This is a genomic window from Pseudomonas rustica, from assembly GCF_049959085.1.
Lineage (GTDB): Bacteria > Pseudomonadota > Gammaproteobacteria > Pseudomonadales > Pseudomonadaceae > Aquipseudomonas > Aquipseudomonas rustica.
In genome coordinates this window covers 5,546,787-5,565,081 of record NZ_CP188200.1, presented here as the reverse complement: position 1 = coordinate 5,565,081, position 18,295 = coordinate 5,546,787, and the positions used below count along the sequence as shown (strand labels likewise).

Here is an 18,295-nt window from a genome sequence, read left to right as displayed (position 1 = left end):
CTCCGGGAGAGGGTTAGGGTGAGGGGCTCTTGGCTTTTAAACTGTCACTTACGGTTAAGCATGACCGGGAGTTGCGCAACCAGTTTGGCGTTGTTCAACGGCGCCCGAATAAACCCACGCTGTGTCCCGTCCGGGCCAATCACCGCGAGGTTGCCGCTATGGTCGACGGTGTAATTCGGCTTACTGGTATCCGCTGGAATAAACGGAATACTCACCGCATTCGCCACCTTCTGCAGCTCTTCAATCGAAGTCGGCGTCAGACCAACAAACTGCGGATCAAAGTAGCCCAGATACTGCTTCAACTGCTTCGGGTTATCGCGGTTCGGGTCAACGCTGACCAGCACGATCTGCAACTTATCCACGGCGTCTTTCGGCAGTTCACTCTTGATCTGGCGCAGTTGGGCGAGGGTAGTCGGGCAGATGTCCGGGCAGAAGGTGTAGCCGAAGAACAACAGACTCCACTTACCCTTCAACTCATTGATCGCGACCGGTTTTCCGTCCTGATCGGTCATCGTTACGTCCGGTAGATTCCTGCTCTGCGGCAGCAGGATGATGCCGGCGTCGATCAACGCGGTCGGGTCGCCCTGGCCCTTGCCGCTCAGCACTTTGTTGACGGTCAGGCCGAGGATCAGCGCGATCACGGCGACGAGGATGAAGACGGTTTTCTGGGTTCGAGTCATAGGTTCAACAGTAAGTAGTGGTCTACGAGCAGGGCGATGAACAGCAGAAACAAGTACCAAATAGAGTACTTGAAGGTGTTGATCGCCGCGTGCGGCCGAGTGCCACGGTACAGCACCACGGCCCATTGCAGAAACTTCGCGCCCAGACCGAGCGCGCAAATCAGGTAGAGCACGCCGCTCATGTGGATCACGTACGGCAGCAGACTCACCGCCAGCAGCGTGAAGGTGTACAGCAGAATGTGCACTTTGGTGTAGTGCTCGCCGTGGGTGACCGGCAGCATCGGGATGTCGGCTTTGGCGTATTCCTCTTTGCGATGGATCGCCAGCGCCCAGAAGTGCGGCGGCGTCCAGGCGAAGATGATCAGCACCAGCAACAACGGTTCGGCGCTGACGTGGCCGGTGGCGGCTGTCCAACCCAACAGAGGTGGGGCGGCGCCGGCGAGGCCACCGATGACGATGTTCTGTGGCGTCGCACGTTTGAGGAACCCGGTGTAGATCACCGCGTAACCGAGCAGCGAGGCCAAGGTCAGCCAAGCGGTCAGCGGATTGGTGAAGGTCAGCAACAAAGCCTGACCGAGCAGCGCCAGCACCAACGCAAAGGTCAGCGCCGCTGCGGGCGAAACCCGGCCCTCGGCCAGTGGCCGTTTATGCGTACGCGCCATCACCGCATCAATGCGCCGATCAACCACATGATTGACCGCCGCCGCACCACCGGCACACAACGCGATACCCAGGTTGCCGAACACCAGCACCGTCCATGGCACCCCGGCGCGGGTCGCGAGGAACATGCCGACCAGCGAGGTGATCAGCATCAGCACCACGACTTTCGGTTTGGTCAGTTCCAGATAATCACGCCAGATCGCCTGATGCGGACGTTCGCCAATCAGAATCGCCACGGCGTTTCTCCTTTAATAGTGATGGGCGCGGCCGCGTGTTTACGCGGACTCAGGCGCCAGCGTGCGAGCACCGGTTGTTTGACCCGAACCAGACTGGTGCGCGCGTGGTAATTGACCAGCACCATGGTCAGCAACAACGCGGCCCCGCCGGCGTTATGCGCGACCGCCACTGGCAGCGGCAGATGGAACAACACGTTGCTGATGCCGAGGGTGATCTGCGCCGCGAGGGCGACGAGAACAAGACCGGCCAACCGCGTCATGCCGACGACTTTCAATTGCCACGCCAAACCGAGGAGCACCAAAGTCACCAATAGCGCGCCGATCCGGTGAGTCAGGTGAATCGCCGTGCGCGCATCGCTGTCGAGTTGCCCGCCGAGATAATTCGGGCCGATGTGTTGAGTCAGGTGAAAGCCGTTGGCGAAATCCGCCGGTGGCAACCACTGCCCGTGGCAGGTCGGGAAGTCGATACACGCCACCGCCGCGTAGTTGGAACTGACCCAGCCACCCAGCGCGATCTGGCCAATCACCAACAACAATCCCGCCGTCGCCCAATACTGCAAACGCTTGGGCACGGTCAGCGCCGGCAGCACGCCGGACAATCTCAAGGTCAGCAAAAACAGCAGACTCAACGTCGCAAAACCGCCAAGCAAATGCCCGGTGACCACTTGCGGCCAGAGCTTGAGCGTCACCGTCCACATGCCGAACGCTGCTTGCGCAAACACCACCGCCAGCAGAAACAGTGGCAGCTTCACCGGCTGCCCCGGATGACGACGGTTAACCCACGCGCGCCCGGCCAGAATCGAAATGAGCAGGCCGAGGGTGCCGGCGAAGTAGCGGTGGATCATCTCGTTCCAGCCCTTGTGCGCCTCCACCGGCGAGTCGGGGTAATGCAGTTCGGCATGGGCCAGTTGCGCTTCGCTTTTCGGCACGCTGATAAACCCGTAGCAGCCCGGCCAGTCCGGACAGCCGAGGCCGGCGTGGGTCAGGCGCGTGTAGGCGCCGAGCAGCACCACAATCAGTGCCAGCAGGGTGGCAAACAGCGCGAGGCGAAATCCAGGTTTGGCCATGACGATGCCCTTATCCGATGTTCGACAGTTTCAGCAGATGACGCAGGTCGTTGAGCAGATCCTTGCCTTTCACATTCGGCTCGTAACGCAGCACGAGATTGCCGTGCGGGTCGATGATCCACAGTTGCGGCGTGGCTTTGTCGCCCGTGGTTTTACTGAACACAGCGGCGTCCAGCGGGTAGCGTTGCAGCTGTGGATATTCGCGGTTGAGCTTGGCGTCGTAATCAGCGCTGACCGGTTGTGCAGCGGCGAGGGCATGGCTGGCGCGGCCGGCGTCACGGCCGAGACCGATCTGGATCTGCCGCGCCAGATACACCAGTTGCTGGCAATCCACCGCGCAATCTTTCGGCGCGGTGACCAGGATCTGCCAACGATCCTCGTCGGCCTGCACGCCGAGGTCGGCGCGGGTCTGGCCGTTGCCGATCAGTTCGCCGTGATAGCTGCGACCCTCCGGCACCCAGAACTGCAATTTGTACATGCCGGTGGCGAGCACCATCGGGCCAATCACGCCGAGCAAAATCAGCAGCAGCTGAATGCGCCCGCGACGGCGACTGGCGGCAGGTTTCGCCTCAGACATGCTGGGTGGATTCATGGCCGTTCCCATGGTGTTTCTCCTTTGCGTTGTGCAAGCCCAAATAGACGTAGAGACCGAGCAGGGCGGTGGCCATGGCGAACCACTGCACGGCGTAACCGAGGTGTTTTTCCGGGCCCATCGCAACCACCCGCCAATCGGCCTCGTAGCTGGCCGGGCCGGGTTCGGCGCGTAATTCGTAGGCGAAGCCGTCGCGGTCGAGGGTTTGCCACAGCTTGGCGGGTTCGACGGCGGTGATGGTTTGTGGCCAGGTGCTGCTGACTGGATCAGCGTGCAACTGGAAAGTGGCGCCGGGGGCGACGTAGACCCAGGCATCGACATTCAACGCTTCAGTGGGCGTAGTGAATTGCGGCGGTACACGGCGATCCGGCCACGGCAACCAGCCGCGATTGACCAGCATCCACAAACCGCTGCGTTGATCCTGAAACGGTTGCAGCAACTCGACGCCGACCTTGCCGTTACGCTGGCGGTTATCCAGCAACAGACTGTGCGCGGCATCGAACTGGCCGTGCAGGTGCACGCGGCGATAGGCCGGATCGGATGTGTGTGGCAACTCGGTGCTGGCCATCGGCTCGGCCGCGCGACGTTCGGCGTAACTGGCGAGCAGGGCGGTTTTCTCCGCGCCTCGGCTCAGTTGCCAGAATCCCAAAGACACCAATAGCGGCAACAATAACGCCACCACCACGGTCGGAATCACGCCCGGACGAAAGCGCTTCATGGCTGCGCCACAAAGTCAGTCATTGCGATCGCTATACTCAATTGCATCGCCTGTCCCCCGGAGTTCTTCCCATGCTCAAAACAGCGATCGTCCTGATGCTGATTGCCACGGTGATCAGCCTGTTCAGCGGCCTGTTTTTCCTGGTCAAGGACGACAGCAGTTCCAATCGCCTGGTCATCGCCTTGAGTGTTCGGGTGGCATTGGCCGCTGCCACCGTCGGCTTGATCGCCTGGGGCTTTTACAGCGGCCAATTGGTGTCCCACGTGACGTGGTAGACACTAGCTGCAAGCTGCAAGCTACAAGCTAAAAGCCTTACCGCTTTGCATTGAAGCTCGAAGCTTGCAGCTTTTGTTGTGGCTTGCAGCTGTTGTTAAAGTACGTAAACGAAGATAAACAGGCCGATCCACACCACGTCGACGAAGTGCCAATACCAGCTCGCCGCTTCGAAGCCGAACTGGTGCTCGTTGTCGAAGTGGCCCTTCATGATCCGCATCAGCATCACAAACAGAATGATCGTGCCGATGGTCACGTGGGCGCCGTGGAAACCGGTGAGCATGAAGAACGTCGCGCCATAAATGCCCGAACCGAGGGTCAGCCCCAGTTCGTGATAGGCGTGAATGTATTCCTCAGCCTGGAAACCGAGAAACGCGCAACCGAGCAGCACGGTGATCGCCAGCCAGATTTTCAGCGCGCCGCGATGGCCCTTCTTCAAGGCATGGTGGGCGATGGTGATGGTCACGCTGGAGCTGACCAGCAGGATCGTGTTGATCAGCGGCAGGCCCCACGGGCTGATGACGTCCTTGGGCGGCGGGAACAGTTTCGGATCCGGCGTGTGCAGCAGCGGCCAGGTGAACTGGAAGTTCGGCCAGAGCATATGCGCGATGCCTTTGGTGCCTTCCCCGCCGAGCGCCGGGCCGGAGACGTGGCGCACGTAAAACAGCGCGCCGAAGAAGGCGACGAAGAACATCACCTCGGAAAAGATGAACCAACTCATGCCCCAGCGAAACGAGCGATCCAGCTGCGCGCTATAGAGGCCCGCGCGGCTTTCCTTGATCACCGCGCCGAACCAGCCGAACAGCATGTACGCCAGCAACAGGCCACCGACGAAAAAGATGTACGGGCCGTGGGATTCCGGGCGCGCCGCCTTCAGATCGTTGAACCAGACGGCCAAGCCGTACACGGTGATGGCCATGCCGAAGGTCGCAATGATCGGCCATTTGCTTTGCGGCGGAACGTAATAATGCTCATGAGTTGCCATTTATTGTTCTCCTTATCGGGCACGCTCAACCGCCAGTGTTTACAGCCACTGGCGGATGTCGGGCGGTGATATCGAACAGCGTGTAGGACAGCGTCAGGTGCTTCACATCCTTGGGCATGTCGCGGTCAACAATGAAGCGCACCGGCATCTCGATCTGCTGACCGGGCTGCAGCACTTGCTGGGTAAAGCAGAAGCATTCGGTCTTGTGGAAATACGCCGCCGCGTTGCTCGGCGCGATGCTCGGCACGGCTTGCGCACTCATCGGTTTGTCGGTGGGGTTGCGCGCGATGAAGATCATTTCGTTGACTGCACCAGGGTTGGCGGTGAGTTCGTCATGTTTGGGATAAAAATCCCACGGCATGTCGACGTTGTTGGTCGACAGAAACTGCACGCGCACCTGGCGCGAGGTGTCGACCACTTGCTCACCCTCGTACTGCCCACCGGTCTTGCCGTTGATGCCGAAGGCTTTGCACATCACGTCGTAGATCGGCACCAAAGCAAAACCGAACACGAACATCGCCACCACCACCCCGAGGAGGCGGGTGACGAGCTTTTTCATCGATACCGAATCAGCCATGGCTTCCACCCCTTATCGGTGATGCCTTTGTGGCGAGGGGATTTATCCCCGTTGGGCTGCGCAGCAGCCCTGAATCCAGCACACACGGTTTGCCTGATAAATCTCGGTTGCAGGTTTTGGGGCTGCTTCGCAGCCCAACGGGGATAAATCCCCTCGCCACAAAGGATCTGTGTACTGCCCAATAAGAGTTGTGAGCATCCACAGGGGATCTGTGCCTTTGCACCAATTTCACAAAAGGCTGGATATTCATTTCACTTCCGGCGGTGTGGTGAAGGTGTGGTACGGCGCCGGTGACGGCACGCTCCACTCCAGACCTTCCGCACCATCCCAAGGCTTGGCCGGTGCTGGCGGGCCGCCGCGAATGGTTTTGATCACGATGAACAGGAAGAAAATCTGCGTCGCGCCAAACATGAACGCGCCGATCGACGAGACCATGTTGAAGTCGGCGAATTGCAGGTTGTAGTCCGGAATCCGTCGCGGCATCCCCGCCAGTCCCACGAAGTGCATCGGGAAGAAGGTCAGGTTCATGCCGACGAACGACAGCCAGAAATGCAGCTTGCCGAGGGTTTCGTCGTACATGTGGCCGGTCCATTTCGGCAGCCAGTAATAGGTCGACGCGAAGATCCCGAAGATCGCCCCCGGCACCAGCACGTAGTGGAAATGCGCGACGACAAAGTAGGTGTCCTGATACTGGAAGTCCGCCGGGGCGATGGCCAGCATCAGCCCGGAGAAACCGCCGATGGAGAACAGGATCACGAACGCCACGGCAAACAGCATCGGCGTCTCGAAGGTCAGCGAGCCTTGCCACATGGTGCTCGCCCAGTTGAACACTTTCACCCCGGTCGGCACCGCGATCAGCAGCGTCGCGTACATGAAGAACAACTCGCCCACCAACGGAATGCCGACCACGAACATGTGGTGCGCCCAGACGATGAACGACAGGAACGCGATGCTCGCCGTCGCATAAACCATCGAGGTGTAGCCAAACAGCGGCTTGCGCGAAAAGGTCGGGATGATCGAGCTGACCGCGCCGAAGGCCGGCAGAATCATGATGTACACCTCGGGATGCCCGAAGAACCAGAACACATGCTGGAACAACACCGGGTCACCGCCACCGGCAGCACTGAAGAAACTGGTGCCGAAGTGGATGTCCATCAGCATCATCGTCACGCACCCGGCCAGCACCGGCATCACCGCGATCAGCAGGAACGCGGTGATCAGCCAGGTCCAGACGAACAGCGGCATTTTCATCAGCGTCATGCCGGGGGCGCGCAGGTTGAGAATGGTCGCGATCACGTTGATCGCGCCCATGATCGAGCTGATCCCCATCAAGTGGATGGCGAAGATAAAGAAGGTCACGCTTTCCGGCGCATACGTCGTCGACAGCGGCGCGTAGAACGTCCAGCCGAAGTTCGGCCCGCCACCGGGGGTGAACAGGGTCGATACCAGGATCAGGAACGCCGCCGGCAACAGCCAGAAGCTGAAGTTGTTCATCCGCGGCAGGGCCATGTCCGGCGCGCCGATCATCAACGGGATCATCCAGTTGGCGAGACCGACGAAGGCCGGCATCACCGCACCGAAGACCATCACCAGACCGTGCATGGTGGTCATCTGGTTGAAGAACGCCGGCTCGACGATTTGCAGCCCCGGCTGGAACAGTTCGGCGCGAATCACCATCGCGAACGTACCGCCGAGCAAAAACATGCAGAACGCAAACCACAGGTATAGCGTGCCGATGTCCTTGTGGTTGGTGGTCAGCACCCAGCGCATCAGGCCTTTGGCGGGGCCGTGGGCGTGGTCGGCATGACCATGGTCATCGATGACAGCGCTCATGGCCGGTCTCCTTTACGTGAGTGGGCGGGGCAGGCCGGGGCGCGCTGCCCCGACCGGTTCACGAAGTACGCGATAGACCGGCTCATTTGCTTTCCGCCTGTTTCAGCTCCAGCACTTCTTTTGGCGTGACCATGTCGCCCTTGTTGTTGCCCCAGGCGTTACGTTCGTAGGTCACGACCGCTGCGATATCGACTTCCGACAGCTGCTTGCCGAACGCCGCCATGGCGGTGCCTGGCTTGCCGTGGAAGACGATGCTCAAGTGGCCTTCTTTCGGTCCTGTGGCGATTTTCGAGCCCTTGAGCGCCGGGAACATTGGCGGCAGGCCCTGACCTTCGGCCTGGTGACAGGCGACGCAGGTGGTGTGATAAATCTTGTCGCCGCGCTCTTTAAGTTCGTCGAGCGTCCACTCCTTGCTGGTCAGCTCTTTGAGCTGCGCGGCTTCGGCTTTGCGCTCGGCGAGCCACTTGTCGTAGTCAGCCTTGTCCTTGACCTCGACCACGATCGGCATGAAGCCGTGATCCTTGCCGCACAGTTCGGCGCACTGGCCACGGTAGATGCCGGGCTTATCGATGCGCGTCCACGCTTCGTTGACGAACCCCGGGATCGCATCGCGTTTGACCGCGAAGGCCGGCACCCACCACGAGTGGATAACGTCGGCGGAGGTCACGAGGAAGCGCACCTTGGCCCCGGTCGGCAGCACCAACGGCTTATCGACCTCGAGCAAATAGTGCTCGCCCTTGGCTTCCTTGTTGTGGATTTGCTCGGCGGGGGTGGCCAGGTTGCTGAAGAACTCGACGTCCTGGCCCAGGTATTTGTAGTGCCACTTCCACTGATAACCGGTGATCTGGATATCGATATCCGGTTCACTGGTGTCATACATCTTGATCAGGGTGGCGGTCGCCGGCACGGCCATCGCTACCAGAATCAGGAACGGCACGACGGTCCAGAGAATTTCGACGGTGGTGCTTTCGTGGAATTTTGCGGCGACCTGCCCGGTAGAACGGCGGTGCACCATCATCGACCAGAACATGGCGCCGAAGACGATGATCCCGATCACCACACAGATCCAGAAAATGGTCATGTGCAGGTCGAATACTGCGTGACTGATTTCAGTCGCTCCAGGCGCCATATTCACAGTCCATGCGGCGTGTGCCGGACTGAAAATCGACCACAACAGGAGGCCCATCCAGACGTGTGGATGTCGCATCATTGCGGGTTCCCCTTATCGTTCTTGTTATCCCGCCGGCTTTCGCCTGCGGCAAGGGAGCGGCTGCATCAGACTACGAACTTGAATCGCCGGGCCTTGCTGCGGGTGCAGTCGGGCGTCATCAGCTAACTCCATTCACTGGCGAGTATAGTCAGCGGCTGAGAATTGCAACGTGGCGAGGTAAATGATCTGAAACAGCTGGAACTTGCGTTCAAGGGCACGAATGGAGAAGGATGCAGACGAGTGGTGGCAAATCGATATAACGCAGCTGCATCAAGGATGAAATAATTATGACAAATGCGTCTTAGCAATTTTCGTAAGCCAGCTAAGTTATGTCTTCCCTAATTCATTGCCTTGTTCCCTGGAGTTTTCATGAACACCGCCGCATTGCGCGAGCAGATCCAAACAGCCCAACAGCACGAGAAAGACACCGGCCTGCTGACCCGTCAGCTGGAAAGCAAGCTGCCTCATTTACACCCGGCCATTCAACTGCCGGAAGCCGACGCCCAAGGCGTGCTGACGCGTTTTGTCGCCGCCTACATCGATGAAGTGCCAGACCTGCTGGATGCAGCCAATGAAGTCGCCAGGGAAGCGGGAATCGAATCGCAGATCAAACCGGTGCTGAAAATCGCCGAGCAGTATTTCCTCCAGCCGCCCGCCATCATGGCCGGGCATGTTGGCCTGGATAGCCTGCTGGATGAAGCCTATCTGGCGCACCGTTTTGTCGAAGAGGTCAACGACCTGTACATCAAGCATTTCGGCCAGCCACTGATCCCCTTGGACATGACGGTCGCCAACTTGATTGCTCACCAATTGATCGGTGAGGAATTTGCCAACCAACTGGACGAAGCGGTGCATCACGCGATCGACGAGATGCTCAACGACGAAAGTTTTGCGCTGGAATCGGTAGAAGCCTACCGCGAAAAACTCAGCAGCCCGGACACCGGCGCCGCGTGGAAACGCTGGCCGTGCATGAGCCGCCGATTGGGCGTAGGCCTGGAACTCGACCAGCCCGCCGCCTGATTTCACACGATCCAATGTAGGAGCTGCCGCAGGCTGCGATCTTTTGATCTTGTTTTTAAGAAGATCAAGATCAAAAGATCGCAGCCTGCGGCAGCTCCTACAGGGGTTGAGTTCGACCGGGAGGTTTAGCCGGCTGCACCGATGCCGGTGGTGGTGCGAATCCGTCCTTCAAGCCTGCGCTTCAACCCGCGCGACTCGATCAACAGCTTCGACCCCTTCGCCGCATTCGCCCGGCCCCATTCCTCCAGCAACTCCAGACACGAATGGTCGATGTAGCTCAGATTATTGAGCGGCACATGCACCGTCACGCCTGCCGGAATACTGTTGAGCACCTGCGTCAGCGCTGGCACTTTGAGGAAGGTCGCCGCACCGATCAAACGCAATTCCATCTCGCCGTCCTGCGGCAGATCGATCAGGCTGATCTTCAACCGCGACGCCTTGAATGCCAGCTTCAACAACGTCAGACCGAAACCCAGCAGCACACCGGTCAGCAGGTCGGTGAAGATGATCGCCAGCGCCGTCGCGGCATAGGTAAACATCGGCATCCGCCCATAACGGCTTAGACCGCGAAAGGCTTTCAGGTCGACCAGTTTGAAACCGGTATACACCAGCACACCGGCCAGACTCGCCACCGGAATGCTTTGCAGCACACTCGACAGCAACAGCACGAACGCCAGCAGCCACAAGCCATGGAAAATCGTCGAATAGCGTGTGGTCGCACCGGCCTGGACGTTGGCCGAACTGCGCACGATTACCCCGGTCATCGGCAGCGCGCCAACCAGTCCGCAGAGCATATTGCCTACACCCTGCGCCGACAGTTCACGGTCGAAATCCGAACGCACGCCACTGTGCATGCGATCTACCGCAGCAGCAGATAACAGCGTTTCGGCGCTGGCAATAAACGCTACAGCGAACGCCGCGATCAACAGCGTCGGATCAGCCAGGCTGAGCAGATCTGTCGGCTTCAACCAGTCGATGGCTTCCGCGAGATTCGCCGGCACCTCAACGCGTTTCACCTGCAAGGCCAGCATCAGGCTGGCACCCGTCGCCAGCCCCACGCCAAGCAGCGCCCCGGGAATAAACCGTAGCGAATGCGGACGGAATTTTTCCCACAACCACATCACTGCAATCGTCGACAGCCCGAGCAACCCGGCCTGCCAACCGAACGACGGCACGGCCTGAGCCACCGCCGCCGGGAATGCGGCGAGGTTATCCAGCCCGGAAGGTTTCGGTGACGCATCGAGCATCACATGCACCTGCGACAGCACGATCAACACGCCAATCCCCGCCAGCATCCCGTAGACCACCGCTGGCGCCGTCACCCGGAACCAGCAACCGAGCTTCAAGCGCCCGGCCACCAGTTGCAGAAAACCGGCGAGCAACAGAATCGGCCCGAGCATCTCGATGCCGTGCTGGCGCACCAGCTCGAACACCAACACCGCCAGACCCGCCGCCGGTCCACTGACCTGCAACGGCGAGCCCGCCAGCCAACCGACCACCAGCCCACCGATGATCCCGGTGATCAGGCCTTTGGCCGGCGGCAACCCTGACGCAATCGCAATGCCCATGCACAGCGGCAGAGCGACCAGAAACACAACCACGGAAGCAAGCAGCTCCCGTGGCAACACCGCTTTCAATTGAGCCGCACGCATGGCGATTCTCCCGACGTTTTCTTCAGGCATGGCAAGGCCGGGTCGCTGAATCAGCGACCGGCGTCAAACCACACAGATGTTTAGGAAGATTTAGAAGCGCGCTTTGGGCGTCGCCACCGGAATCGGATGGCTGCCGTCGAGCGGCAGGAAGCGTCCCTGATCCGCGTCGTAAGCTTTGATTTCGCTGGTTTCGATGTCGTAAACCCAGCCATGGATGAACAGATGACCGTTCGCCATGCGCGAGGCTACTGAAGGATGGGTACGCAAGTGCTGCAGTTGGGCGATGACGTTTTCCTCGGTGAGGATCGGCATGCTTTCTTTTTCGTCGGCGCAGTTACAGTTTTCATGCACCATGGTTTTCGCGACTTCAGCGTGGCGCAGCCAAGCTTTGACCGTCGGCATTTTTTCCAGGCTGTCCGGGTTGAGCACCGCACGCATGGCGCCGCAATCGGAGTGGCCGCAGATGATGATGTGCTGCACGCCGAGCGCCAGTACCGCGTATTCGATCGCGGTGGAAACGCCGCCGTTCATCTGGCCGTAAGGCGGAACCACGTTGCCGACGTTACGGGTCACGAACAGATCGCCGGGCGAACTGTGCGTAATCAGCTCGGGGACGATGCGCGAGTCGGCGCAGGTGATGAACATCGCTTTCGGCGCCTGGGCCGTGGCGAGTTTCTTGAAGAGTTCTTCCTGCTGCGGAAAAATCTCATGATGAAAATGCAAAAAGCCATCTACGATCTGGCGCAGCGCTGCATCGGCGGATTCCGCTTCTGGGGACGGCGCCGACGCAGCCAGCGGCTGTTTATCCTTATCACTCATGATTCATCCTCTTTGACGGATTCAGGGAATCTTCCCCGGTATTCCGGTATGAAGCCAGTGGCTGTTTAAAACTATCGCGGTCATCCCGACCGGTCAGTCACTCGATGAACAAGGTAGCCGCCGAAACTTAACTGAAACTGAATCAACCGCTCTAGAACGTGTGTTCCAGGTCACAAAAAACGTGACTGGCAGTTTTCGACGGGGGGATACCAGCCCCTCAAACCTGTGCTAATTGTCGCTAAATCAATGACGTCTGGCGAGGTAGCAGACAGAAGGTTTGGTGATGCCGCTCTCAGTCTGCCTTTTAGCGATCGGGCTACATTGATCCAAGAGCTGTTGCGATGTAATGAGTTAGTTGTTAATAACGAAGTTTCGTTGTTGTTGATAAGGGTGTTTATTTTTTGAAATAACTAACTAGTTGCGGTCTGATAGTTTAATTTTTATAGTTTTTCGGTGGGCGCAACTTTCGCGCTCTTATTAAAACTTTCAAGGATTGAAAATGACTACTTCGACTATTTTTGCAACTACCATGAATGCGCTGCGCGAATATCATAAGGCGCACTGTGACCATACGCCTGGTGCACGTCGTCAGGCGCTGGTTAAACCGGTTTATTCGACTTTATCGACACTGACTGCCCTGAACCCTGAAGAGCAGGCTGCAATTGATGATCTGAAAAACGACTCTCAGCGAAGCGGTACAGTTAGCACTACCGTGATCCAGACCCAGATCACTGCGGATACCGAGGACTTCAAGAAAACCAACGGCGGTGATGACGCCGCTGCCGAATTCCGCAAACGCATGGAGGAGAAACGGGCAAGCCAAAAAGAAGCATCGAATAAACAGATCGACCAAATGTACGATAAGGCCATCGGTATTGGCGAGAAGTATCCTGCTACCCAAGGCGCTATTCTTTCCGTTGCTGACAAGATCATGGCGTTCTTCAGTAACCTGTACAACGAGATTTATTTCTGGATCAGCAATATCGTTGAGAAGTTCGTAGTGTGGGTAAAAAACGCTTGGGAAAACATCAAAAATACTTTCAATACCATCGTCGACTGGATTAAGGGTTGGTTCTAATCAGCTTCTTGCTTAATTAATCAAGTTGTAATTAATCGCCTGGTCGAGCTTAGGCTCGATCAGGCGTTTTTTTTGCGACGCCCATCTACAACAGCGACATTTGTGCGCCCGGCGGGCAAAAAGCTGTGCAATCGAGGTTGTAGCCTTCGCGATGATTGAGACCAAGCCGTTTGATGGCTTTGGCAAAGCGTTGTGCGAGCAGGTCGGCAAACGGCCCTTCGCCACGCATGCGGGCGCCGAAACGGCTGTCGTAAAGCTCGCCGCCACGGCTCTGGCGGATCAGGCTCAGCACATGCGTAGCGCGTTGCGGGTAGTGCGCGGCCAACCATTCCTCGAACAGCGGCGCCACTTCCAGCGGTAAGCGCAACATCATGTAGGCAGCGCTTTGCGCACCAGCGGCGTGCGCCTCGTTGAGCAGGTTTTCGATTTCGCTGTCGTTGATCATCGGAATCATCGGCGAACACAGCACGCCGACCGGAATCCCCGCTTCGCGCATCACCCGAATCGCGCGCAAGCGTGCTTTCGGCGCAGCGGCACGCGGTTCGAGGATGCGTTTGAGTTCATCGTCCAGCGTGGTCAGGCTGATCATCACCGCCACCAGCCGCTGCTGCGCCAATTCAGTCAGCAGGTCGAGATCGCGAAGAATCAGCGAGCCCTTGGTGACGATGGTCACCGGATGCCGGTAGCGCAGCAGCACTTCGAGGATCTGCCGGGTGATCTTGTGCTCACGTTCGATCGGCTGATACGGATCGGTGTTGGAGCCCAGATTGATCGGCGCACATTGATAGGCGCGTTTGCTCAGCTGTTCTTCCAGCACTTGCGCGGCGTTGGTCTTGGCGATGAGCCGCGTTTCGAAATCCAGCCCCGGCGACATGTCCCAATAGGCGTGACTGGGTCGCGCGTAGCAATAAATGCAGCCGTGTTCGCAGCCTCGGTAGGGATTGATCGAGCGATCGAAGGGCAGGTCGGGCGATGTGTTACGGGTGATGATGGTTTTCGCGGTCTCGATCATCACCTCGGTGTTCTGTGTTTCGGGCACTTCCTGATACCAGCCGTCGTCCTCAGCTACCGAACGGCTCGGCGCGAAGCGGTTGTGCGGGTTGGTCGCGGTGCCGCGGCCACGTGGTGGCATCGAGGTGTTCATGTTCAGATCGCCGTGACTGTATGCGCATACAGTATCGCGAACCCAGGCGTGTGAACAGTGCCGTTCGGCGTCCGCATAACGTGATATATAAAACGCTAAGTTAGATACAAGGAAGTCAAGGCTGGTAGTTTGGCGATACATCTTGAGTCTGGTGATTGTTATTGATTGTTGAGTAGTATCCGAGTCGCGTCACTTTTGACGAAAAATTATTATAAAAGGATTTTGATATGGGTTCCCTGAACCGTCGCGGTATCTTTCTACAAAAACTTGGCCCCACTGTGGTCGATCCGAAAGAAGTTCTGGTGCAGATGCATTTCGCTTATGTGAATTCGGGCTGGGATGCTGAGAAGTCCGCAGAAACCTTTCAGCTTGAAGATTCCAGCTTTGTCACGGCGGCGTCTTATGACGGCGGCCATACGTTCAGCATCCGCAATGAAAAAGATGTGGACGGCGACGGCGACATCGATGCTGAAGATCAAGCCAAGTTGCTCGCCCTAGCGAAAGCTTATGCAAGTATCAACACGCCTTGATGACGCGGAACGATGATGCGCTTGAATACATTATCTATCGGTAGTTCTTATATCGATACATCAGCCAATGCCTGCAGCGGTATTGTCAGTCGATAATAAAAAGGCCTGCCGAAGTTCCGGCAGGCCTTTTGCTTGTTACGCTATATATATTTACAGATCATTTTTCGTTTGCTCAGGCTTGCGCAAGTTTTTAACCTCGTCAGGTTTGACGGCTGCGCCCTTGTTACCCCAACTCCCACGAATAAAACTCACCACATCCGCCACTTCCTGATCCGACAAACGCCAGGCCAAACCCGGCATGGTGAAAGTAGAAGGCGCGGTGTGCGTCGCGGGCAGGGTGCCGCCCTTGAGCACGATGTGAATCAGCGAGGTCGGGTCTTCCGATTGCAGCACCGGATTGCCCGCCAGTGCCGGGAACATACGCGTGTAACCGTGGCCGTCAGTGCGGTGGCAGGCCGCGCAGTTGTCGATGTACACCGAAGCGCCGCGCTGGCTGTCGTCGCCATTCCACAAGGCTTTGGCGGCTTTCTCGTCGTACTGATGCGGCTGATCGGCAGGATCATTGGCCGGCAGCGACTTGAGATAGCGGGCGATGGCGGTCAGGTCGGCGTCGGTCATGTATTGCATGCTGTGGGTGACCACATCGCTCATGCCGCCGAACACCGCGCTGCGATCACTGCGACCGGTTTTGAGGAACTGCACCAGTTGCTCTTCGCTCCAGCCGCCGAGGCCATCCTTGTGATCGCCGCGCAGGCTCTTGGCGATCCAGCCTTCCAGCGGCGCACTGCCGGCGAGGAAGTTGCTGCCATCGGCTGCGCTCAAGGATTTTTCCTGCATGGTCAGCGCCCGTGGCGTGTGACAGGCACCGCAATGGCCGAGGCCTTCAACCAGATACGCGCCACGGTCGATCACCGGGTCGGTACTCGTTGCTTTGTAGTCCTCGACCTTCGGCGCAAACATCCAGCGCCAGCCCATCAGCGGCCAGCGCATGCTCAATGGCCACGGAATGTCGCTGGCCTTGTTTTCCTGCGCGACCGGTTCGACGCCGTGCATAAAGTACGCATACAGCGCCTGAATGTCGGTTTCGCTGACACGCGCGTAGGACGGATATGGCATCGCCGGGTACAACGTACTACCGTTTTTGGCGACGCCATGGCGTACGGCCTGATCGAAGTCTTCGAAGCTGTATTCACCGACGCCGGTTTTATCCGGGGTGATGTTGGTCGAGTAAATCGTGCCGATCGGCGTTTCCATCGGCAGACCACCGGCGAACGGCTTGCCGCCCTTGGCCGTGTGGCAAGCCACGCAGTCACCGGCGCGGGCGAGGTATTCGCCTTGTTTGATCAATGCCTGATCAACGTCAGCCGCATGGATTGAGGCACTGCCGAGCAGCGCCAGGGTCGCGATAACGAAATTCTTCATGGTCATCGCTCCTTAAGCCTGAACCAGCGGGCCGGGGTTTTTCAGGTACTGCTCGCGGATCGCTTTTGCCGACCAGTAGGTCAGTGCAGCCACCAGCCCGGTCGGGTTGTAGCCCAGGCCTTGCGGGAACGCCGAGGCGCCCGGAACGAAGACGTTGTGCACGTCCCAGCTCTGCAAATAGCGGTTCAATGCGCTGGTCTTCGGATCGGTGCCCATGATCGCGCCACCGTTGAGGTGGGTGGTCTGGTACGCGGCGGTGTTGAAGTGATCACCGACCTGTTTGCCGATCACCGCGATGGCTTTCGGGCCCATCGCTTCGGCGACCTTGCCCATTTTCTCGACCATGAAGCGGTTCATCTTGATGTCGTTTTCCTGCCAGTCGAAAGTCATCCGCAGCAGCGGTAAACCGTAGGCATCGCGGTACACCGGGTCGAGATCGAGGTAGTTGCCACGGTAGGACTGATGCGCGCCGTGGGCGTCCATCGACACTTGGTGGGTGTAGTAATCGGCGGTCGCGCGTTTCCACGCACTGCCCCACGCGGGTGTGCCCGGCGGGTTCGAGGTACCGGCAATCGGCCGGCTGCCCGCCTGGTTGACCCACATCGGCGAGCCGCCGACGAAGCCGTGCGGGCCGTGGTCGAAGTTGTCGGCGTTGAAGTCGTCCAGCGCCACGCCATTGCCGCCAGCGCCGATGAAGTTGTTGGTGTGGGTGTCTTTGTCAAAGAACGCCTTGATGGTCGCCATGTTCTGGTAGGCGAAGTTACGCCCGATCACGCCTTCGCCAGTCTTCGGGTCGTACGGTTTGCCGATGCCGGAGAGCAGCATCAGACGTACGTTGTGCAACTGGAACGCGCCGAGGATCACCAGATCCGCCGGTTGCTCCATTTCGCGACCCTGTGCGTCGATGTAAGTGACGCCGGTGGCTTTGCTCTTGGTGCTGTCGAGGTTGATCCGCAGCACGTGAGCGTTGGCGCGCAACTCGAAATTCGGCAGCGGCTTCAGCGCCGGCAAAATGTTCACGTTCGGCGACGCCTTGGAGTACATGTAGCAAACATAACCGCTGCAAAAACCGCAGAAGTTGCACGGGCCCATTTGTGCGCCGTAAGGGTTGGTGTACGGCCCCGACGTATTCGCGGACGGCAGGTTGTAGGGTTTGTAACCGACTTCTGTAGCCGCTTTGCCGAACAGCTGTGCGGAAACCGTATTCTTCTGTGCTTCCAACGGGAACGGGTTGGAGCGATCCGGCGCGTACGGGTTGCCGCCCTTGCCCTGACCGACCAGTTGGCCTTTCACCGTCCACGCTTGACCCGAGGTGCCAAAGACTTTTTCGGCGTAATCGAAGAACGGCTCCAGCTCTTCGTAGCTGACGCCGAAGTCCTGGATAGTCATGTCCTTGGGGATAAAGCTTTTGCCGTAGCGCTCTTCGTAATGGCTGCGCATGCGCAACTCGATCGGATCGACGCGGAAGTGCACGCCCGACCAGTGCAGACCGGCGCCGCCAACACCGTTGCCCGGCAAGAACGCGCCCAACTGGCGGTTCGGCAGGGCGATGTCGTTGACGCTGTGGCGGATGGTGACAGTCTCTTTGGAGATGTCCTGAAAGAGTTTTTTCCGCACGCTGTAGGTGAGTTCGTCGATCACCTGTGGATAGTTGCCGTCGGGGTAAGTGTCCTGCATCGGCCCGCGCTCCAGCGCCAGCACATTGAGACCCGCTTCGGTCAGCTCCTTGGCCATGATCGCGCCAGTCCAGCCGAAACCGATGATGACTGCGTCCACTTTCTTCAATACCGTTGCCATGC

General features: G+C 58.6%; 18 protein-coding genes. 4 read left to right on the top strand and 14 right to left on the bottom strand.

Going from position 1 to position 18,295, the window contains the following annotated elements; all coding sequences use genetic code 11:
• Positions 1-44 precede the first annotated feature (44 nt).
• The 5 genes from ACP3TY_RS25235 to ACP3TY_RS25215 are packed head-to-tail and all read right to left on the bottom strand — an operon-like array spanning position 45 to position 3,953.
• Positions 45-680, bottom strand: a complete 636-nt coding sequence (locus tag ACP3TY_RS25235; protein WP_007911741.1) for an SCO family protein — start codon at positions 678-680, stop codon at positions 45-47.
• Positions 677-1,576 carry a heme o synthase gene (gene cyoE, locus ACP3TY_RS25230; RefSeq protein WP_426618739.1) on the bottom strand — a complete coding sequence of 300 codons (900 nt, stop codon included), beginning with the start codon at positions 1,574-1,576 and terminating at the stop codon, positions 677-679. Before cyoE ends, ACP3TY_RS25235 begins: the two co-directional genes overlap by 4 nt.
• Entirely contained in the window at positions 1,564-2,643 is a 1,080-nt protein-coding gene (locus tag ACP3TY_RS25225; RefSeq protein ID WP_426618738.1) for a COX15/CtaA family protein, read from the bottom strand. The genes cyoE and ACP3TY_RS25225 overlap by 13 nt, the downstream gene beginning before the upstream one ends.
• A gap of 10 nt (positions 2,644-2,653) precedes the next feature.
• Positions 2,654-3,247 carry a hypothetical protein gene (locus ACP3TY_RS25220; RefSeq protein WP_159813363.1) on the bottom strand — a complete coding sequence of 198 codons (594 nt, stop codon included), beginning with the start codon at positions 3,245-3,247 and terminating at the stop codon, positions 2,654-2,656.
• Complete coding sequence (locus ACP3TY_RS25215; protein WP_426618737.1) at positions 3,213-3,953, bottom strand: SURF1 family protein; 741 nt, start codon at positions 3,951-3,953, stop codon at positions 3,213-3,215. Before ACP3TY_RS25215 ends, ACP3TY_RS25220 begins: the two co-directional genes overlap by 35 nt.
• A gap of 71 nt (positions 3,954-4,024) precedes the next feature.
• Here ACP3TY_RS25215 and ACP3TY_RS25210 point away from each other — a divergent pair, with 71 nt between their 5' ends.
• Positions 4,025-4,228, top strand: coding sequence for a twin transmembrane helix small protein (locus ACP3TY_RS25210; protein ID WP_102902573.1), 204 nt, complete (start codon positions 4,025-4,027; stop codon positions 4,226-4,228).
• Positions 4,229-4,323: 95 nt separating this feature from the next.
• Here ACP3TY_RS25210 and ACP3TY_RS25205 read toward each other — a convergent pair whose 3' ends face one another.
• The 4 genes from ACP3TY_RS25205 to coxB all read right to left on the bottom strand — a co-directional run bounded on the left by ACP3TY_RS25205 (position 4,324) and on the right by coxB (position 8,831).
• Positions 4,324-5,211: a cytochrome c oxidase subunit 3 gene (locus ACP3TY_RS25205; RefSeq protein ID WP_053125435.1), complete on the bottom strand. Its 888-nt coding sequence runs from the start codon at positions 5,209-5,211 to the stop codon at positions 4,324-4,326.
• Positions 5,212-5,236: 25 nt separating this feature from the next.
• Complete coding sequence (locus ACP3TY_RS25200) at positions 5,237-5,788, bottom strand: cytochrome c oxidase assembly protein (RefSeq protein ID WP_426618736.1); 552 nt, start codon at positions 5,786-5,788, stop codon at positions 5,237-5,239.
• A gap of 246 nt (positions 5,789-6,034) precedes the next feature.
• The gene (gene ctaD, locus ACP3TY_RS25195) at positions 6,035-7,621 is read right to left on the bottom strand and encodes a cytochrome c oxidase subunit I (RefSeq protein WP_016986466.1); all 1,587 of its coding nucleotides are present in this window, start codon (positions 7,619-7,621) and stop codon (positions 6,035-6,037) included.
• An 82-nt stretch (positions 7,622-7,703) separates the two neighbouring features.
• Entirely contained in the window at positions 7,704-8,831 is a 1,128-nt protein-coding gene (coxB, locus tag ACP3TY_RS25190; RefSeq protein WP_008081192.1) for a cytochrome c oxidase subunit II, read from the bottom strand.
• Positions 8,832-9,200: 369 nt separating this feature from the next.
• Between coxB and ACP3TY_RS25185 the strand changes: the two genes are divergently transcribed.
• Entirely contained in the window at positions 9,201-9,851 is a 651-nt protein-coding gene (locus ACP3TY_RS25185; protein WP_053125446.1) for a hypothetical protein, read from the top strand.
• 125 nt (positions 9,852-9,976) lie between these two features.
• Here ACP3TY_RS25185 and ACP3TY_RS25180 read toward each other — a convergent pair whose 3' ends face one another.
• Both ACP3TY_RS25180 and ACP3TY_RS25175 read right to left on the bottom strand, forming a co-directional pair.
• A complete protein-coding gene (locus tag ACP3TY_RS25180; protein WP_053116386.1) occupies positions 9,977-11,503 on the bottom strand; it encodes a SulP family inorganic anion transporter in 1,527 nt (508 codons plus the stop codon).
• A gap of 90 nt (positions 11,504-11,593) precedes the next feature.
• Positions 11,594-12,322 (bottom strand): carbonic anhydrase, encoded by a 729-nt coding sequence (locus tag ACP3TY_RS25175; protein WP_053116387.1) that lies wholly within the window; start codon positions 12,320-12,322, stop codon positions 11,594-11,596.
• A 499-nt stretch (positions 12,323-12,821) separates the two neighbouring features.
• Here ACP3TY_RS25175 and ACP3TY_RS25170 point away from each other — a divergent pair, with 499 nt between their 5' ends.
• Complete coding sequence (locus ACP3TY_RS25170; RefSeq protein ID WP_156316116.1) at positions 12,822-13,400, top strand: hypothetical protein; 579 nt, start codon at positions 12,822-12,824, stop codon at positions 13,398-13,400.
• Between the two features lie 85 nt (positions 13,401-13,485).
• On the opposite strand, the gene ACP3TY_RS25165 is transcribed toward ACP3TY_RS25170, so the two are convergent.
• Entirely contained in the window at positions 13,486-14,544 is a 1,059-nt protein-coding gene (locus tag ACP3TY_RS25165) for a PA0069 family radical SAM protein (protein ID WP_426618735.1), read from the bottom strand.
• Positions 14,545-14,771: 227 nt separating this feature from the next.
• Here ACP3TY_RS25165 and ACP3TY_RS25160 point away from each other — a divergent pair, with 227 nt between their 5' ends.
• Entirely contained in the window at positions 14,772-15,074 is a 303-nt protein-coding gene (locus tag ACP3TY_RS25160; RefSeq protein WP_400650692.1) for a hypothetical protein, read from the top strand.
• 150 nt (positions 15,075-15,224) lie between these two features.
• Here ACP3TY_RS25160 and ACP3TY_RS25155 read toward each other — a convergent pair whose 3' ends face one another.
• Together ACP3TY_RS25155 and ACP3TY_RS25150 are read right to left on the bottom strand one after the other, a co-directional pair.
• On the bottom strand, positions 15,225-16,496 hold the full coding sequence (locus ACP3TY_RS25155; RefSeq protein ID WP_426618734.1) for a c-type cytochrome: 1,272 nt from the start codon (positions 16,494-16,496) through the stop codon (positions 15,225-15,227).
• Between the two features lie 12 nt (positions 16,497-16,508).
• On the bottom strand, positions 16,509-18,293 hold the full coding sequence (locus ACP3TY_RS25150) for a GMC family oxidoreductase (protein ID WP_212550237.1): 1,785 nt from the start codon (positions 18,291-18,293) through the stop codon (positions 16,509-16,511).
• Positions 18,294-18,295 lie beyond the last annotated feature (2 nt).

What these genes read in the sequence shown, in the direction of transcription:
- ACP3TY_RS25160 (WP_400650692.1), top strand. Translation starts at nt 14,772, where the DNA reads ATGGGTTCCCTGAACCGTCGCGGTATCTTTCTACAAAAACTTGGCCCC.
- ACP3TY_RS25220 (WP_159813363.1), bottom strand. Translation starts at nt 3,247, where the DNA reads ATGGGAACGGCCATGAATCCACCCAGCATGTCTGAGGCGAAACCTGCC.
- ACP3TY_RS25150 (WP_212550237.1), bottom strand. Translation starts at nt 18,293, where the DNA reads ATGGCAACGGTATTGAAGAAAGTGGACGCAGTCATCATCGGTTTCGGC.
- ACP3TY_RS25210 (WP_102902573.1), top strand. Translation starts at nt 4,025, where the DNA reads ATGCTCAAAACAGCGATCGTCCTGATGCTGATTGCCACGGTGATCAGC.
- ACP3TY_RS25175 (WP_053116387.1), bottom strand. Translation starts at nt 12,322, where the DNA reads ATGAGTGATAAGGATAAACAGCCGCTGGCTGCGTCGGCGCCGTCCCCA.
- ACP3TY_RS25180 (WP_053116386.1), bottom strand. Translation starts at nt 11,503, where the DNA reads ATGCGTGCGGCTCAATTGAAAGCGGTGTTGCCACGGGAGCTGCTTGCT.
- coxB (WP_008081192.1), bottom strand. Translation starts at nt 8,831, where the DNA reads ATGATGCGACATCCACACGTCTGGATGGGCCTCCTGTTGTGGTCGATT.
- ACP3TY_RS25170 (WP_156316116.1), top strand. Translation starts at nt 12,822, where the DNA reads ATGACTACTTCGACTATTTTTGCAACTACCATGAATGCGCTGCGCGAA.
- ACP3TY_RS25155 (WP_426618734.1), bottom strand. Translation starts at nt 16,496, where the DNA reads ATGAAGAATTTCGTTATCGCGACCCTGGCGCTGCTCGGCAGTGCCTCA.
- ACP3TY_RS25235 (WP_007911741.1), bottom strand. Translation starts at nt 680, where the DNA reads ATGACTCGAACCCAGAAAACCGTCTTCATCCTCGTCGCCGTGATCGCG.
- ACP3TY_RS25205 (WP_053125435.1), bottom strand. Translation starts at nt 5,211, where the DNA reads ATGGCAACTCATGAGCATTATTACGTTCCGCCGCAAAGCAAATGGCCG.
- ACP3TY_RS25185 (WP_053125446.1), top strand. Translation starts at nt 9,201, where the DNA reads ATGAACACCGCCGCATTGCGCGAGCAGATCCAAACAGCCCAACAGCAC.
- ACP3TY_RS25165 (WP_426618735.1), bottom strand. Translation starts at nt 14,544, where the DNA reads ATGAACACCTCGATGCCACCACGTGGCCGCGGCACCGCGACCAACCCG.
- ACP3TY_RS25215 (WP_426618737.1), bottom strand. Translation starts at nt 3,953, where the DNA reads ATGAAGCGCTTTCGTCCGGGCGTGATTCCGACCGTGGTGGTGGCGTTA.
- ACP3TY_RS25225 (WP_426618738.1), bottom strand. Translation starts at nt 2,643, where the DNA reads ATGGCCAAACCTGGATTTCGCCTCGCGCTGTTTGCCACCCTGCTGGCA.
- ctaD (WP_016986466.1), bottom strand. Translation starts at nt 7,621, where the DNA reads ATGAGCGCTGTCATCGATGACCATGGTCATGCCGACCACGCCCACGGC.
- ACP3TY_RS25200 (WP_426618736.1), bottom strand. Translation starts at nt 5,788, where the DNA reads ATGGCTGATTCGGTATCGATGAAAAAGCTCGTCACCCGCCTCCTCGGG.